This is a genomic window from Psychrobacter sp. AT9 (genome assembly GCF_047272965.1).
In the GTDB taxonomy this organism is placed as follows: domain Bacteria; phylum Pseudomonadota; class Gammaproteobacteria; order Pseudomonadales; family Moraxellaceae; genus Psychrobacter; species Psychrobacter glaciei.
In genome coordinates this window covers 3340843-3357126 of record NZ_JBKOTW010000001.1, presented here as the reverse complement: position 1 = coordinate 3357126, position 16284 = coordinate 3340843, and the positions used below count along the sequence as shown (strand labels likewise).

7 protein-coding genes, 2 tRNA genes and 2 rRNA genes are annotated in these 16284 nt (G+C 44.4%); 7 read left to right on the top strand and 4 right to left on the bottom strand.

From position 1 onward, the window contains the following. Positions 1 to 633 precede the first annotated feature (633 nt). The 3 genes from hisA (at position 634) to ACMFL8_RS14015 (ending at position 3554) form a co-directional block, all read left to right on the top strand. Positions 634 to 1371 (top strand): 1-(5-phosphoribosyl)-5-[(5-phosphoribosylamino)methylideneamino]imidazole-4-carboxamide isomerase, encoded by a 738-nt coding sequence (gene hisA / locus ACMFL8_RS14025; RefSeq protein WP_010197307.1) that lies wholly within the window; start codon positions 634 to 636, stop codon positions 1369 to 1371. A gap of 160 nt (positions 1372 to 1531) precedes the next feature. Then, a complete protein-coding gene (locus ACMFL8_RS14020; protein WP_413191312.1) occupies positions 1532 to 3178 on the top strand; it encodes a mechanosensitive ion channel domain-containing protein in 1647 nt (548 codons plus the stop codon). A gap of 85 nt (positions 3179 to 3263) precedes the next feature. Then, the gene (locus ACMFL8_RS14015) at positions 3264 to 3554 is read left to right on the top strand and encodes a hypothetical protein (RefSeq protein ID WP_413191311.1); all 291 of its coding nucleotides are present in this window, start codon (positions 3264 to 3266) and stop codon (positions 3552 to 3554) included. A gap of 89 nt (positions 3555 to 3643) precedes the next feature. Here the strand turns inward: ACMFL8_RS14015 and rnr are convergent, their stop codons facing one another. The 4 genes from rnr to thrS form a co-directional block, all read right to left on the bottom strand. Then, complete coding sequence (gene rnr, locus ACMFL8_RS14010) at positions 3644 to 5911, bottom strand: ribonuclease R (RefSeq protein WP_413191310.1); 2268 nt, start codon at positions 5909 to 5911, stop codon at positions 3644 to 3646. Positions 5912 to 6050: 139 nt separating this feature from the next. Further along, positions 6051 to 7295: a toxic anion resistance protein gene (locus ACMFL8_RS14005; protein ID WP_413191309.1), complete on the bottom strand. Its 1245-nt coding sequence runs from the start codon at positions 7293 to 7295 to the stop codon at positions 6051 to 6053. Positions 7296 to 7658: 363 nt separating this feature from the next. Beyond that, positions 7659 to 8162: a translation initiation factor IF-3 gene (infC, locus tag ACMFL8_RS14000; protein ID WP_010197324.1), complete on the bottom strand. Its 504-nt coding sequence runs from the start codon at positions 8160 to 8162 to the stop codon at positions 7659 to 7661. 23 nt (positions 8163 to 8185) lie between these two features. Then, entirely contained in the window at positions 8186 to 10120 is a 1935-nt protein-coding gene (gene thrS, locus ACMFL8_RS13995; protein ID WP_413191308.1) for a threonine--tRNA ligase, read from the bottom strand. A 1038-nt stretch (positions 10121 to 11158) separates the two neighbouring features. Here thrS and ACMFL8_RS13990 point away from each other — a divergent pair. The 4 genes from ACMFL8_RS13990 (at position 11159) to ACMFL8_RS13975 (ending at position 16171) form a co-directional block, all read left to right on the top strand. After that, positions 11159 to 12697 (top strand): 16S ribosomal RNA (locus ACMFL8_RS13990). Between the two features lie 92 nt (positions 12698 to 12789). After that, positions 12790 to 12866, top strand: a tRNA-Ile gene (locus ACMFL8_RS13985). A 10-nt stretch (positions 12867 to 12876) separates the two neighbouring features. After that, positions 12877 to 12952 (top strand) — tRNA-Ala (locus ACMFL8_RS13980). Positions 12953 to 13309: 357 nt separating this feature from the next. After that, positions 13310 to 16171 (top strand): 23S ribosomal RNA (locus ACMFL8_RS13975). The 16S and 23S rRNA genes sit together here with 2 tRNA genes alongside, the layout of an rRNA operon. Positions 16172 to 16284: the final 113 nt, after the last annotated feature.

The window sequence follows — 16284 nt, the reverse complement described above, 5'->3', positions numbered from 1 at the left end:
TTTAAAAAAGACAGTTTTGCCATACGATTTATTAAAATCTTAAAATTTGTACATCCAGAGTGATGGGCTTAGAAACAAGAGTGAATCAAATAAATAACCGATGAATGCAAAGTATCATTCAAGCGAGATAGTCATTTAGAGCGTAATGGCGCAGGTCAATCTATCGCAGGTTGCCTGTTTAGGGTTCTAATATCATCCGTTCAACAATATATCAGCCAATTATCTACAAACACATTTGGCTGTTGTTCGATTCATCCTGACCGCCATGCTGCATTGGCTCACTTATGAGTGAATAAAAATGCACAGTACATGGTTGCTATCACTTAGAAACAAATACAAATTTACCTAGGATTATACGCTAAATTGACCTAAAATTGCCAGTTAGTAATTGAATTTACCTAATGTTGCTAGTACCTTCGAGTGCTCAAACTTATGGTTATGGTTGTCGATATTTTTATTTATTCATACTACACGATCATAAAGTTTTTAAGATAATCGTGAGTCGATTTTGAGAGCCAATTTCTATCAGATCATTTGTTGAATGAGGCTTGCTTATCACTGTTTAACTGATTTATTGTTTTACTTTGCCGTTTATTCTTATTTTTTAATATTACGTTTTATAAGGAATGCTATATGTGTGCTGTCCCTGTCATTATCCCCGCTATTGATTTAAAAGATGGTAAATGTGTGCGCTTAAAACAAGGCCGTATGGAAGATGATACGGTGTTTTCAGATGACCCTGTCGCTGTAGCAGCACGTTGGGTAAATGAGGGCGCGCGCCGGTTACATCTGGTCGATTTGAACGGCGCATTTGATGGAGTGCCAGTACATAAGCAAGTCGTCAACGACATCGCCAAAGCTTTTCCGCAGCTGCCTATTCAATTGGGCGGCGGTGTGCGTAATATGAACACCATTGAGCAGTACATCACTGCTGGACTGACCTATATTATTATTGGCACTAAAGCGGTTGAAGATCCTGATTTTGTGACCGAGGCTTGCCGCGAGTTTGCTGGACATATTATCGTAGGTATTGATGCCAAAGACGGCATGGTTGCGACTCATGGCTGGGCGAATGTGACAGACACCAAAGCCACCGAGCTTGCCAAACGCTTTGCCGATGTAGGCGTGTCTTCAATCGTTTATACTGATATTGCCCGTGACGGCATGATGCAGGGTGTCAATGTCGAGCAGACAGTCAATTTGGCGCGCGAAGGTGGCTTGCCAGTGATTGCTTCGGGTGGTGTGACCAATATGCAAGATATCGAATTGCTTAAGCCTTATGGTGATTGTATTGAAGGCATTATTACCGGCCGCGCTATCTATGAAGGCACGTTGGACTTAGCGGAAGCACAACGTTATTTAGACAGTTAATTGATTCAGACAGCTAATGAGTTTAAATGATCAATGATGGGCTATATTCATTTTTAGCCCATTTAGTCTCTCCCATTAAGTTCTTCACGTTTAGATTGAGAACACTCGCTAGTTTTTAATCGTAATATTACCCAGCAAAAACACTGAGCGAAGGATGCTTATGGCCGCTTATCTTGACCGCCTAATGACACGCAAGTTTTTAACGGTATGGGGTCAGCTGCTGTTACTACTAAGCCTCGTTTTTACTTTACCCGCTTATGCTGCTGGTGAAGATATAGCCAGTGTCACGACGGCCTTGGGTATAGAGAGTACGCTAGAAGAAGTGCCTAATCCTGTTGCCACAGAAGGCGAGACCTCTGTAGAAGCCGACTCACAAAGTTTGCCACCTCCTGCCGACCCACCTGTGATTAGTGGCGAGAGTACCAACAATGCTCAAATCGAAACCACACCTACCCCTCTAAAAGACAATGACATTCGTCAACGTATCAACGGTATTTTTTCTGAAATAGAAGGGCTGCAGGCGGTCAGTGTCAGCGTTACTCAAGGCGTTGTGACGTTAGCAGGAGAAACTCCCAACGAAAAAAAGGCGCAACAAGCCATTAATTTGACCAACCGTTTGACGGATGTGGTCACCGTCGAGGACAATATCAATCGAACGCTGGATGTTCAGGATAATGTCACGACGGTTTATCAAGGTCTTAAAGCACAAGTTAAGAACTTAGTCAAAGCCGTGCCCTTACTGTTGGTTGGTATTGTTATCTTTGGCTTGGTCACATGGTTTGGTAGTTGGTTCTCCAATCGAAAAAAAATGTGGCAACGGCTCACGCCCAATCCTTTCGTCGCTGAGCTGTTGGCACAAACCGTCAAGGTGATATTCATCATTTTTGGTTTGATTCTAGCGTTAAGTTTGATAGGGGCAGAGACGATCTTAGGTACGCTACTTGGCGGTGCTGGGGTCATCGGTATCGCAGTTGGTTTTGCGGTCAAAGATACCATTGAAAACTATATTGCCTCTTTGATGCTGAGTATTCGTCAGCCGTTTCGCGCTCGTGATCAGATTGTCATCAACGGGCAAGAAGGCATTGTGGTGCGTTTGACGTCACGCGCGACGATTCTGATGACTTTAGATGGCAATCAGCTACGTATCCCAAATGCGGAGGTCTTTAAAGGCACTATTCTAAATTACACCAAAAACCCTGAACGGCGCTTTACCTTTGAGTTGGGTGTCGATGCCAATGACGACCCACTTGCGGCCATTAAAGTTGGTATCGATGCGATATGTCAGCTGGATTTTGTCTTAGATGAACCCAAAGCCATTGCGGTCATTACCAATGTTGGCGACTCCAATATTATTCTAGAGTTTCAGATCTGGGTGGATCAATCAGAAACAGATTTTGCCAAAGCACGTAGTATTGCCATACGCGAAACCAAGCACGCCTTAGAAAACGAAGGATTTAGTCTCCCTGAACCCATATATCGTCTACGCTTTAATGATGAGTTAGAAAAAGCCTTGGAGCATCTGCAAGGCAATAACCGCTCTAACCAAGCTAATGGGACTAATGCTGATATGACGATTACACCGACGACACCCGAATCTATAGATATTAATAAAGTCGATAATAGCAGTGCTGATGACAAAGACAAAAAACAAGCCAAAGCCCGCGCTAAATATATTCTGCAAGGACGTAGTGCTGAAGAGGTGTTGAGCGCCCGTCCTGACGAAAAGTTAATGGAAAAAGTCGAACAAGAAATTGCTGAAAGTTCAGATGAGACCGATTTGTTGAGTAATAATAGTCCGCAAGAGTAAATATCTAAGCAACCTCAAAACTAGGCATAAAAAATGCAGTGAAACGTATAAGACAGTTATCATATAAAATATACGAGACATTTTTATGCAAATGAAGCATCTGATTATATTCGCCCTAGCTGGTATTGTTCTCTTAATTGGTTTTAACATGTTTAATAGCAATCGCCACGAGAGTCGGATAGCGGCGGCGACCAGTAGCACCACATCGCCGGCTACTGCTATCAGCTCTGAAGATACCGTGAACACCAACACCGATATCGCAAGCCAGCCTCTTGGTAAGCAGCCTAAAGCCATTCTCGATAATGCCACTGCCCAAATAGAGCAAGCCGAGCAGGTCAATCAAGAGCGCGTAGAGCAGATGAGTGCTGCGCAGTAGTTCACCAGTTATCACTTATTCATCGCGCACAAAAAAAAGGCTAAAGATAAACTTTAGCCTTTTTTATTACGTTCAGTTCTTATTGAGAGTTAGCTTTTTTTGCTTGCACCTTTATTGTTTCGGCTACTGCTTTTTCTAGCGGTGCTCTTCTTTGGCTGATCTTTTTTCGTTTGATTCATCTCGCTAGATTGCAGCTTAGCTTTAAGATCAAAGTCGATTTGTAGCAGATCCATATTGACCCCAGCTACTTTTACTTTGACCAAATCGCCCAAGCCAAATAACGTACCTTTATCTTTACCAATGAGTTGCTGTTGCTGCTCATCATAGACAAAGAAGTCATCGCCGACATTAGAGATATGAACCAAGCCATCGATATATAGGTCGGTTAAGGTCACAAATAAACCGAAGCTAGTAACCGTTGTCACCACACCGTCGAACTCTTCACCGACGTGATCTTTCATATAATGACACTTGAGCCAAGACTCTACGTAGCGTGATGCTTTCTCAGCACGGCGTTCAGTATCTGAAGTCTGTGTGCCAGCACCTTCTAAAGAGAAGTCCATTACTGGCTGCTGACTTTTAGTCACTTTTGCTTTAATCGCGCGATGCAGCATGAGGTCAGGATAACGGCGAATCGGCGAGGTAAAGTGGCTATACTCGTCATAAGCCAAACCAAAGTGACCAATATTGTCAGGCGAATAATTCGCTTGCATCATTGAGCGCAATAGCATGCTGTGGATACTAATCGCATCGGGTCTCTCTTTGGTGGCTTCGATAATCCGCTGATAATCCGCTTGCGTCGGGTTTTCTTCTGGGAAGCTTAAACCAAAGTTTTTCGCATATTCATGGACACGTAACGATTTTTCGCCATCAGGTTTATCATGGTTACGATATAAGACCGGTAGCTCATTTTTTAGCGCAAAATTGGCAGCACAGGTATTGGCGAGCAGCATACACTCTTCAATAAGCTTATGTGCATCACCACGAGTACGCGGCAAGATGGCTGCGATACCACCTTTTTCATTGAACTTGATATAAGTTTCAACCGTCTCAAACTCCATTGCATGACGCTCTTCACGCTTTTGCAGCAGTAGCTCATACAATTGATGCAGAGTATCGACAGATTTTTTGACTGCTTTATTGCCTGTTAATGAATCAGGGATACTAGGATCTTTTGGATCCTCAAGATAAGCATTCACTTGGTTATAAGTCAAGCGCGCTTGTGAATGAATCACTCCAGGATAAAAATCATAACCGGTGACCTTGCCTGCCCGAGATATCTTGATATCAGCAACCATACATAGACGATCAAGGTCTGGGTTCAATGAGCATAGACCGTTAGACAGTACTTCAGGAAGCATCGGGATCACGCGATGTGGGAAATATACTGACGTCCCACGCTCATAAGCATCTTGATCAAGTGGCGAATTTGGGGTGACGTAATGACTCACATCAGCAATCGCTACCAAGACACGGTAGTTACCACCAGAGCGCTTTTCAGCGAATACGGCATCATCAAAGTCACGCGCATCTTCACCATCGATAGTAATGAGGGGCAAATCACGCAAGTCTGTACGACCTTTTATATCTTTTTCAGTCGGCTCTTTATAGTCATTGGCCTGTTTGAGCGTCGCTTCGCTGAAATCAGACGGAATGTCGTAGTTGAGCAGGGTAGTCTCGATGATTAATTCACGATCGTTATCATCAGATAAGACTTCAGTGATTTTACCAGTAGCAAACTCATGCTGATTTGGCCAGTCGATGATATCTACTTTGACTGGTGCGCCTTGCTTAACTTCGAGAGCCTGCACATTCTCTTCAGTCACTGTAATCGGCTGATGGTTATTGGGACTGCCAAGCTCGACACAGTAGCCATCTTCATCACGCGCAAGCGTACCGATGAAATTATTTTGACGACGCTCGACGACATCGACGATACGCCCTTCGGTACGACCACGGTTATCCGTTGAGGTACCAACCGCTTCAACGGTATCGCCATTAAAGACCCAGCGCATTTGCTTTTCATGCAAGAATAGGTCTGGCATGTCGCTTAGCAACACGAAACCAAAACCTTTTGGATGCGCGGATACTGTACCCGTTACGATATCTTGCTTGGTCACTGTGCGGTAGCGATAAGGACGACCTTCTCGGTTTACTTGTCCATCGCGTGCCATTGCTTTTAGACGATTGCCTAAAGCGTCAAACTGATCAGGATCATCAATATTAAAGGCTTTTGCCAATTGTTGATGCGTGACTTCGCCATGCTCATTAATCGTGCCGAGTATCAGCTCGCGACTAGGAATGGGATTGTCATATTTTTTTGCCTCACTTGAGGCGTTTGGATCGTTCCAACTCATAAATTACCGTATCTATTTTTAAAATTATTAATAATGGCTATCTTAACACGAACGACATGGCAATATCTTGCGTCAATTGTCTTAAGTGTATTCGGTAGCAGGAAGTTGTCATCTTTAATCGGCAACAACTATCAAAAAATCAAATGTCGATATCGACTGTACCTGATTTATTGGTTATCTTTTTACTGTCTATCTCTTTCGATACTTCTAATACTGTCGTTTGATTAGACTTATCCAAATATTTTTGTGCTTTATCGACTTCAGTGGTCAAGGTATTGACCGTCTGCTTCATATTTTCTAGCGCTTCAATTTTGTAATTACTGATCATATCCATCGTATCATAGACATTATTAAAGGCATTTTGTAGTTTATCAAGCTCAATAGTGCTACTGGTTGCTTGCTCATGAATTTCACCAGACTGGCGTTTGAGCATGGCTGAGGTTGACTCAATTAAGCTGCTTGTCGTTTTGTTTAAAGCAGTAATTTGATCAAGTACTAGTTTCTGATTGGTCATCGCTTGTGCAACGACGACAGCCGTACGTAGCGCAGATACGGTGGTTGTGGTTGCCCGATCTACACCTTTAATCAACTCTAGATTGTTTCTACGAATGGTATCAAGCGCCAGATAACCTTGGACATTAACCGCCAACTGGGTTAAAAAGTCCGTATTTTTTTGACGTACATAAAACAGCATTTCTTCTTTAATAATACGAGCTTTTTCAGGATCAGCTGCTTCGATTGCATAGACTTTTTGCTCTAGCTGTTCATCAATTTTTTTGCCGACGTAGACATATTGACGGATAGATTGCATCAATTCCCACATATTGACTTTTTCTTGCTCAATCATTGCATTGTCTTTGAGTAGCTCATCTTTACCATTATATAGACTGGTGACCACCGCGTTAATATGTGATTGTGCTGATTCATATTGGCGGAAGTAATCTTGTACTTTATTACCAAATGGAATGAGACCAAACAGCTTGCGCGAGCTGGTCAGCTCTTTTTTGCTCGGATCCAAATCTTCGACGATACCGCGTAACTCAGTCAATGATTTTGCAATAGGGGAGTTATCGAACAAGCTGTCATTGAGGCTTTTTGCAGGCAACGCTAACATACGATTGGATATTTGTGCTGATTCGCGGATTTCTTTATTGCCTAAATTATGAATAGATTGCACGTTTTGTTGAAACTCAGCGCTACGTACAGAGTTATTCAGTACATGATCAACGAACGCATCGACCTTGGCATCAAGTTCTGGGATTTGGTTTTCATCCAACTTGACCATCTGATCAGCTTCACTTTTTTGTATTTCTTTGACCGGTTCAGGTGGTGTTAGAGAGATACTTGGCGTAGAGGCGTTTTCGGGTGGGGTCAATTCTTGCATGAAGTTTCCTATAATATCTGAGAGAGGCAGTGTTTTTTGCCAACAACGTTAATAGTCGTGGTACACGGTATCTCTATACATTTAATAATTTTTATTTGCACAAGGTTTCTTGCATAGGAAGAAATGGATATACAACAGACCTTTAGACTACCTTGTAATTAAAAGACTGAGAAGACAGATTTTGTAAATCACGGTCAGTTTAATATATCTATGAAACCATCTATGACACTATTATTTGTAAGGTTAAATAATAAAAAACCACCAATATCCCGCAGCATATTGATGGTTAAGATTATAAATATCTACGTCGACTTACAACTATGTCAACTCACAGCCACCACTAACAGTCATCTAACGAATAGATTACTTTTTCTTAGTTGGTCCAAGCAGCATACCCATTTGACGACCTTCCATCTTAGGGTACTGCTCGACGTTTGAGATATCAGCGGTATCTTCAATGATACGATCAAGTTGTTTGCGACCAATATCTTGGTGCGCCATTTCACGTCCGCGGAAACGGATGCTAATTTTAACTTTGTCTTGATCTTCCAAAAAGCTAACGATTTTTCTCAGTTTAACCTGATAATCGGCCTCTTCGGTACTTGGACGTAGCTTCATCTCTTTGAGCTGAGTCTGCTTCTGGTTTTTCTTGGCTTCTTTTGCCTTTTGCTTTTGATCATAGAGGAAATGCTTATAATCCATGATTTTACATACTGGCGGCTTAGCTTCAGGAACCAATTCAACCAAATCTAGACTGTCTTCACGTGCCGCTTTCATCGCGGTGTCGATATCGACCACGCCCATTTGTTCACCGTCTTCTTTGACCAGACGGACTTCTTTGGCACTGATATCTTCGTTGATGTTCAAACGGTTGGACTGTTTAATAGGTATTACTCCTCATCTGTTTTTGGGTTCTGTCGACCTTTCTCAGCGACAGCTGTCTGTACTAATGCAATAAATTCAGGAACGCTCATCACGCCAAGGTTTTCACCTTCGCGAGTACGGACATTAACACTGCCCGATTCGACTTCTTTATCCCCTAATACTAGCATATAGGGAATACGTTCTAATGTTTTCTCTCGTATCTTAAATCCAATCTTTTCGTTACGCAAGTCACTAATGGCGCGCAAACCTGCATTTTTTAGCTCGCTGACCACATTTTCGCAGGTATCAGCTTGTTTATCTGTGATATTCATGACCACAACTTGCTGTGGTGCCAACCATACTGGCATCCAACCAGCATAATTCTCAATCAAGATACCGATAAAACGCTCGAACGAACCCAAGATTGCACGGTGTAGCATAATAGGTACTTCGCGCTCATTTTGCTCGTTAACGAATTCCGCATCGAGGCGCTCTGGCATATTCGGATCAACCTGAATGGTACCGCACTGCCACACGCGACCTAAGGAATCCTTGAGACTGAATTCAATCTTCGGACCATAAAACGCGCCTTCACCTGGCAGATAATCCCAATCAAGCCCTGAATTATCAAGTGCATCGGCCAAAGCTTTTTCTGCAAAGTCCCAAGACTCATCGCTACCGACGCGTTTTTCAGGACGTGTCGAGAGTTTCATAATAATGTTATCGAAGCCGAAATCTTCGTAGACAGCAAGTGTTAGCTTAATGAAATCAGCGACTTCTTGCTGAATCTGCGCTTGCGTACAGAAGATATGCGCGTCATCTTGGGTAAAACCACGAACACGCATCAAACCATGCAATGAGCCTGATGGCTCGTTGCGGTGACATGAGCCAAACTCTGCCATACGTAAAGGCAAGTCACGGTAAGACTTTAGACCTTGGTTAAAGACTTGTACGTGGCAAGGGCAGTTCATTGGCTTCACTGCATAATCACGGTTTTCACTTGAGGTTGTAAACATATTGGTTGCATAGTTACCCCAATGTCCAGAACGCTCCCACAAGCTACGATCAACAATTTGTGGCGTTTTGATTTCTTCGTAGCCATTATCGTATTGTACTTTGCGCATATATTGCTCAAGTACTTGATAGATCGTCCAGCCATTGGCATGCCAGAACACCATGCCGGGTGCTTGCTCTTGCATATGAAACAAATTAAGCGCTTTACCAATCTTACGATGGTCGCGTTTTTCAGCCTCTTCAATACGCTGGATATACGCTTTTAGATCTTTCTTATCCGCCCATGCTGTACCATAGATACGTTGCAGCTGCTCATTCTTAGCATCGCCGCGCCAATAAGCACCAGACATTTTCGTCAATTTAAATACTTTCAAGAATCGCGTGTTTGGCACGTGAGGGCCACGGCACATATCGACGTATTCTTGATGATGATATAGACCGAAAGCTTCTTCACCGGGCATATCATTAATCAGCTTGAGCTTATAGTCTTCGCCGCGCTCTTCAAAAATCTTAATCACTTCAGCACGTGGCGTTATCTTCTTTATGACGTCATAGTCTTGCTTTATCAACTGCACCATACGTTTTTCTATGGCTTCCATATTCTCAGGTGTGAATGGCGTCTCACTATAAATGTCATAATAAAAGCCGTCTTCGATTACTGGACCGATGACCATTTTTACATCAGGATAGAGCTGCTTGACTGCGTGCCCTAATAGATGGGCCGCCGAGTGACGAATGATATCGACACCATCAGCATCTTTTGGGGTAACGATTTCCACCTTGGCATCACGGGTAATTGGATCAGAGGCATCAACCAACTGACCATCTACACGTCCCGCAACCGTCGCTTTGGCAAGTCCTGCACCAATACTTTGCGCCACTTCCATGACAGTCGTGTTGCCTTCAAACTGTTTTACGCTACCATCGGGTAAAGTAATCGCTACCATAATCTATTCACCTTTTTGCGTCCGTTGGCAGTGATGATTGCAACAATCAATCATGTAACCGTAAGACTGCGTCAATTATATCCAACCACTGTGATATGTTGTAAGAGATAGGCATTACTTAAAAGCGCAGACATATAATCGCGTCACGATAATAGAAAACAAGCTGCCTTCTATATTAAGGTTAAGCAGAACTGCTCTTAAGCAATGTTATAAAAGCGGCTATTATAGCAAAAACCGTCTATAAACACTAGATAGCAAGGGATTAGGTCAGCTTCTATATATAGGTGCGCTGTGATCAATATCAAGAGTGATGAATATAGGGGTGATCCGTAGCTACAGATGAACTGTATATTTCATAGCGTAATAAAATGATTCACAGTTTTTGAGGGGCAGACTGAGCTTATTTATAAGTAGGCTTAGCTTATCTATAATAGACAGGAGCTAAACGCCAAAGACTATGTTTAGAATCTAACTTCAACTTTTAATAATTTTTAGCTAAATAATTGAAATATATAAAGTATTATAGGTATCGAAAAATTAATTTAAAAACCTTCAGTAAAATGGTTGACACAGAATTTAAAGCGTCTATAATACGCCCTCATCAAGACGAGCTGGAAGTAACTAGTGTGTAGATTACACATTAATAACCCAGTTAACCTGATGAAACAAATTATAAAAAAGCTTGACAATCCCAATCATTATGATAAGATAGTCGGCTCGCTAGATAGCTTAACCCGCAAGGGTTTGAGACTAAACAGCAAGAGAGATACCCAATATATCAGTTACTGGACGACAGTGATTGAGCACTATTTAAAAGCATAACTAAAGAACAACTTGTGTGGATTTTTGCTGATTCAGAATGCTAAAAAATAAAGTTGGTTTTAGCTCCTTTTCGGAGTTCATTCTAACTATAAAAATTATCATTTAAGACAGCAGAAAAACTCAAAGTTAATTCATTACGAACATAATTTTTAGCGATTTTGCCAGATTAGATGAGCCAAGTTTAGAAGTCTCTTTAAAGGACTTCATAGCAAGATTAAACTGAAGAGTTTGATCATGGCTCAGATTGAACGCTGGCGGCAGGCTTAACACATGCAAGTCGAGCGGAAACGATGATAGCTTGCTATCAGGCGTCGAGCGGCGGACGGGTGAGTAATACTTAGGAATCTACCTAGTAGTGGGGGATAGCACGGGGAAACTCGTATTAATACCGCATACGACCTACGGGAGAAAGGGGGCAGTTTACTGCTCTCGCTATTAGATGAGCCTAAGTCGGATTAGCTAGATGGTGGGGTAAAGGCCTACCATGGCGACGATCTGTAGCTGGTCTGAGAGGATGATCAGCCACACCGGGACTGAGACACGGCCCGGACTCCTACGGGAGGCAGCAGTGGGGAATATTGGACAATGGGGGAAACCCTGATCCAGCCATGCCGCGTGTGTGAAGAAGGCCTTTTGGTTGTAAAGCACTTTAAGCAGTGAAGAAGACTCCGTGGTTAATACCCACGGACGATGACATTAGCTGCAGAATAAGCACCGGCTAACTCTGTGCCAGCAGCCGCGGTAATACAGAGGGTGCAAGCGTTAATCGGAATTACTGGGCGTAAAGGGAGCGTAGGTGGCTCGATAAGTCAGATGTGAAATCCCCGGGCTCAACCTGGGAACTGCATCTGATACTGTTGAGCTAGAGTATGTGAGAGGAAGGTAGAATTCCAGGTGTAGCGGTGAAATGCGTAGAGATCTGGAGGAATACCGATGGCGAAGGCAGCCTTCTGGCATAATACTGACACTGAGGCTCGAAAGCGTGGGTAGCAAACAGGATTAGATACCCTGGTAGTCCACGCCGTAAACGATGTCTACTAGTCGTTGGGTCCCTTGAGGACTTAGTGACGCAGCTAACGCAATAAGTAGACCGCCTGGGGAGTACGGCCGCAAGGTTAAAACTCAAATGAATTGACGGGGGCCCGCACAAGCGGTGGAGCATGTGGTTTAATTCGATGCAACGCGAAGAACCTTACCTGGTCTTGACATATCTAGAATCCTGCAGAGATGCGGGAGTGCCTTCGGGAATTAGAATACAGGTGCTGCATGGCTGTCGTCAGCTCGTGTCGTGAGATGTTGGGTTAAGTCCCGCAACGAGCGCAACCCTTGTCCTTAGTTACCAGCGGGTTAAGCCGGGAACTCTAAGGATACTGCCAGTGACAAACTGGAGGAAGGCGGGGACGACGTCAAGTCATCATGGCCCTTACGACCAGGGCTACACACGTGCTACAATGGTAGGTACAGAGGGCAGCTACACAGCGATGTGATGCGAATCTCAAAAAGCCTATCGTAGTCCAGATTGGAGTCTGCAACTCGACTCCATGAAGTAGGAATCGCTAGTAATCGCGGATCAGAATGCCGCGGTGAATACGTTCCCGGGCCTTGTACACACCGCCCGTCACACCATGGGAGTTGATTGCACCAGAAGTGGATAGCTTAACCTTCGGGGAGGCGTTCACCACGGTGTGGTTGATGACTGGGGTGAAGTCGTAACAAGGTAGCCGTAGGGGAACCTGCGGCTGGATCACCTCCTTATAGATGGCATTCGGTCAGCAAGAATTCACAACAAGTTGTTCTTTAGTTTAGCTAGTATTTATTATTAGCGCTTTGCCTTTACAGGCAGACACAGGCCTGTAGCTCAGCTGGTTAGAGCACCGTGTTGATAACGCGGGGGTCGGCAGTTCAAGTCTGCCCAGGCCTACCATTTATTTTACGGGGCCATAGCTCAGTTGGTAGAGCGCCTGCCTTGCACGCAGGAGGTCAACGGTTCGACTCCGTTTGGCTCCACCATAATAAATACGATAGTAAATATATTAAACAAGCATAAACAGAAACAAATAATTCAGATATTACATCATACGATTATTTCTTTCTGTTTTATACAGAACTTATGACTCGACGAGAGCGTAAGAACTATTTAAAAACATAGATATGAGTCTGGGTTAGGAACACGTGTTCACGCGTTGTTCCTAACCTTAATAACTCACTACTTAACGACATCAGTTGTTATCCCAGTAGTGAGTTATTAAAAAAGTAAAGAGAACTGAATCAAGCGTATAAAATTAGGTGATATCGTTATCATAATTAGACTTTATGACACTTTGAAGTTAAAACTTATTTATAAGTTAAGACTACTTGGGGTTGTATGGTCAAGTAATGAAGCGCACATGGTGGATGCCTTGGCAGTCAGAGGCGATGAAAGACGTGACAGCCTGCGATAAGCTTCGGGGAGGCGGCAATATCCTGTGATCCGGAGATTTCTGAATGGGGAAACCCACTTACCATAAGGTAGGTATCTCGTACTTGTACGAGAAGCGAACGAGGGGAAGTGAAACATCTCAGTACCCTTAGGAATAGACATCAAATGAGATTCCCCAAGTAGCGGCGAGCGAACGGGGAGAAGCCGATTAGTGCTAATGTAGAAGAACAGCGTGGGAAAGCTGACCGTAGTAGGTGATAGTCCTGTATTCGAAACATTAGCGTTAACATATTAAGTAGAGCGGGGCACGAGAAATCCTGTTTGAAGATGGGGGGACCATCCTCCAAGGCTAAATACTCCTGACTGACCGATAGTGAACCAGTACCGTGAGGGAAAGGCGAAAAGAACCCCTGTGAGGGGAGTGAAATAGAACCTGAAACCGTGTGCGTACAAGCAGTGGGAGCCTTAATTTATTAGGGTGACCGCGTACCTTTTGTATAATGGGTCAGCGACTTATGTTCTGTAGCAAGGTTAACCGTTTAGGGGAGCCGTAGGGAAACCGAGTCTTAATAGGGCGTTTAGTTGCAGGGCATAGACCCGAAACCGAGTGATCTATCCATGAGCAGGTTGAAAGTTGAGTAACATCAACCGGAGGACCGAACCCACTGTCGTTGAAAAGCCAGGGGATGACTTGTGGATAGGGGTGAAAGGCTAATCAAACTCGGTGATAGCTGGTTCTCCCCGAAAGCTATTTAGGTAGCGCCTCGGACGAACACCATTGGGGGTAGAGCACTGTTTCGGCTAGGGGGTCATACCGACTTACCAAACCGATGCAAACTCCGAATACCGATGAGTGATATCCGGGAGACACACAGTGGGTGCTAACGTCCATTGTGGAGAGGGAAACAACCCAGACCGCCAGCTAAGGCCCCAAATTCCTAGTTAAGTGGGAAACGAGGTGGGAAGGCATAGACAGCTAGGAGGTTGGCTTAGAAGCAGCCATCCTTTAAAGAAAGCGTAATAGCTCACTAGTCGAGTCGGCCCGCGCGGAAGATGTAACGGGGCTCAAACTAGGAGCCGAAGCTGCGGATTTGAATTTGTTTTCAAGTGGTAGGGGAGCGTTGTGTAAGCCTGTGAAGGTGTGTCGTAAGGCATGCTGGAGGTATCACAAGAGCGAATGCTGACGTGAGTAACGATAATGCGAGTGAAAAGCTCGCACGCCGGAAGATCAAGGGTTCCAGTCCAACGTTAATCGGGGCTGGGTGAGTCGACCCCTAAGGCGAGGCCGAAAGGCGTAGTCGATGGGAAATCAGTTAATATTCTGATACTTGTTTATAATGCGATGGAGGGACGGAGAAGGTTATGTCAGCCTGGCGTTGGTTGTCCAGGTGAAAGGATGTAGGCTTGTGGCTTAGGTAAATCCGGGCTACTACATGGCTGAGATCTGATAGCAAGCTGTACTTGTACAGCGAAGTGGCAAATACCATGCTTCCAGGAAAAGCTTCTAAGCAATAGTTATAAACGAATCGTACCCTAAACCGACACAGGTGATCAGGTAGAGAATACCAAGGCGCTTGAGAGAACTCTGCTGAAGGAACTAGGCAAAATGGTACCGTAACTTCGGGAGAAGGTACGCTGTTGATGGTGATAGGACTTGCTCCTTGAGCTGTTGACAGTCGCAGATACCAGGCTGCTGCAACTGTTTATTAAAAACACAGCACTCTGCAAACACGAAAGTGGACGTATAGGGTGTGATGCCTGCCCGGTGCTGGAAGGTTAATTGATGGGGTTAGCGTAAGCGAAGCTCTTGATCGAAGCCCCAGTAAACGGCGGCCGTAACTATAACGGTCCTAAGGTAGCGAAATTCCTTGTCGGGTAAGTTCCGACCTGCACGAATGGCATAATGATGGCAGCGCTGTCTCCAGCAGAGACTCAGTGAAATCGAAATCGCAGTGAAGATGCTGTGTACCCGCGGCTAGACGGAAAGACCCCGTGAACCTTTACTACAGCTTTACATTGAACTTTGACCTGACTTGTGCAGGATAGGTGGGAGGCTTTGAAGCAGACACGCTAGTGTTTGTGGAGCCAATCTTGAAATACCACCCTGGTCATGTTGGGGTTCTAACTCAGGTATAACAATACCGAGGACAATGTATGGTGGGTAGTTTGACTGGGGCGGTCTCCTCCTAAAGAGTAACGGAGGAGTACGAAGGTGCGCTCAGACCGGTCGGAAATCGGTCGTAGAGTATAAAGGCAAAAGCGCGCTTAACTGCGAGACCCACAAGTCGAGCAGGTACGAAAGTAGGTCTTAGTGATCCGGTGGTTCTGTATGGAAGGGCCATCGCTCAACGGATAAAAGGTACTCTGGGGATAACAGGCTGATACCGCCCAAGAGTTCATATCGACGGCGGTGTTTGGCACCTCGATGTCGGCTCATCTCATCCTAGGGCTGAAGCAGGTCCTAAGGGTATGGCTGTTCGCCATTTAAAGAGGTACGCGAGCTGGGTTTAGAACGTCGTGAGACAGTTCGGTCCCTATCTACCGTGGGCGTTGGAAATTTGAGAGGATCTGCTCCTAGTACGAGAGGACCAGAGTGGACGAACCTCTGGTGTTCGGGTTGTCACGCCAGTGGCATTGCCCGGTAGCTACGTTCGGATGGGATAACCGCTGAAAGCATCTAAGCGGGAAGCCCACCTCAAGATTAGATTTCCCTAAAGAGCCGTTGAAGACTACGACGTTGATAGGCAGGGTGTGGAAGCACAGCGATGTGTGTAGCTAACCTGTACTAATTGCTCGTTTGGCTTGACCATACAACACCCAAGTGGTTTGTATCAAAGCTCTAATTAATCTATCTTGTATAGCCTAGGCTATAGAATAAAAGAAAGAATATTTCGATATCACCTTTAACCTTGATTCAGTTAGG

Excerpts from the sequence above, each read along its gene's own strand:
- hisA (WP_010197307.1), top strand. The coding sequence starts at position 634 with ATGTGTGCTGTCCCTGTCATTATCCCCGCTATTGATTTAAAAGATGGT.
- ACMFL8_RS14020 (WP_413191312.1), top strand. The coding sequence starts at position 1,532 with ATGGCCGCTTATCTTGACCGCCTAATGACACGCAAGTTTTTAACGGTA.
- ACMFL8_RS14015 (WP_413191311.1), top strand. The coding sequence starts at position 3,264 with ATGCAAATGAAGCATCTGATTATATTCGCCCTAGCTGGTATTGTTCTC.
- rnr (WP_413191310.1), bottom strand. The coding sequence starts at position 5,911 with ATGAGTTGGAACGATCCAAACGCCTCAAGTGAGGCAAAAAAATATGAC.
- ACMFL8_RS14005 (WP_413191309.1), bottom strand. The coding sequence starts at position 7,295 with ATGCAAGAATTGACCCCACCCGAAAACGCCTCTACGCCAAGTATCTCT.
- thrS (WP_413191308.1), bottom strand. The coding sequence starts at position 10,120 with ATGGTAGCGATTACTTTACCCGATGGTAGCGTAAAACAGTTTGAAGGC.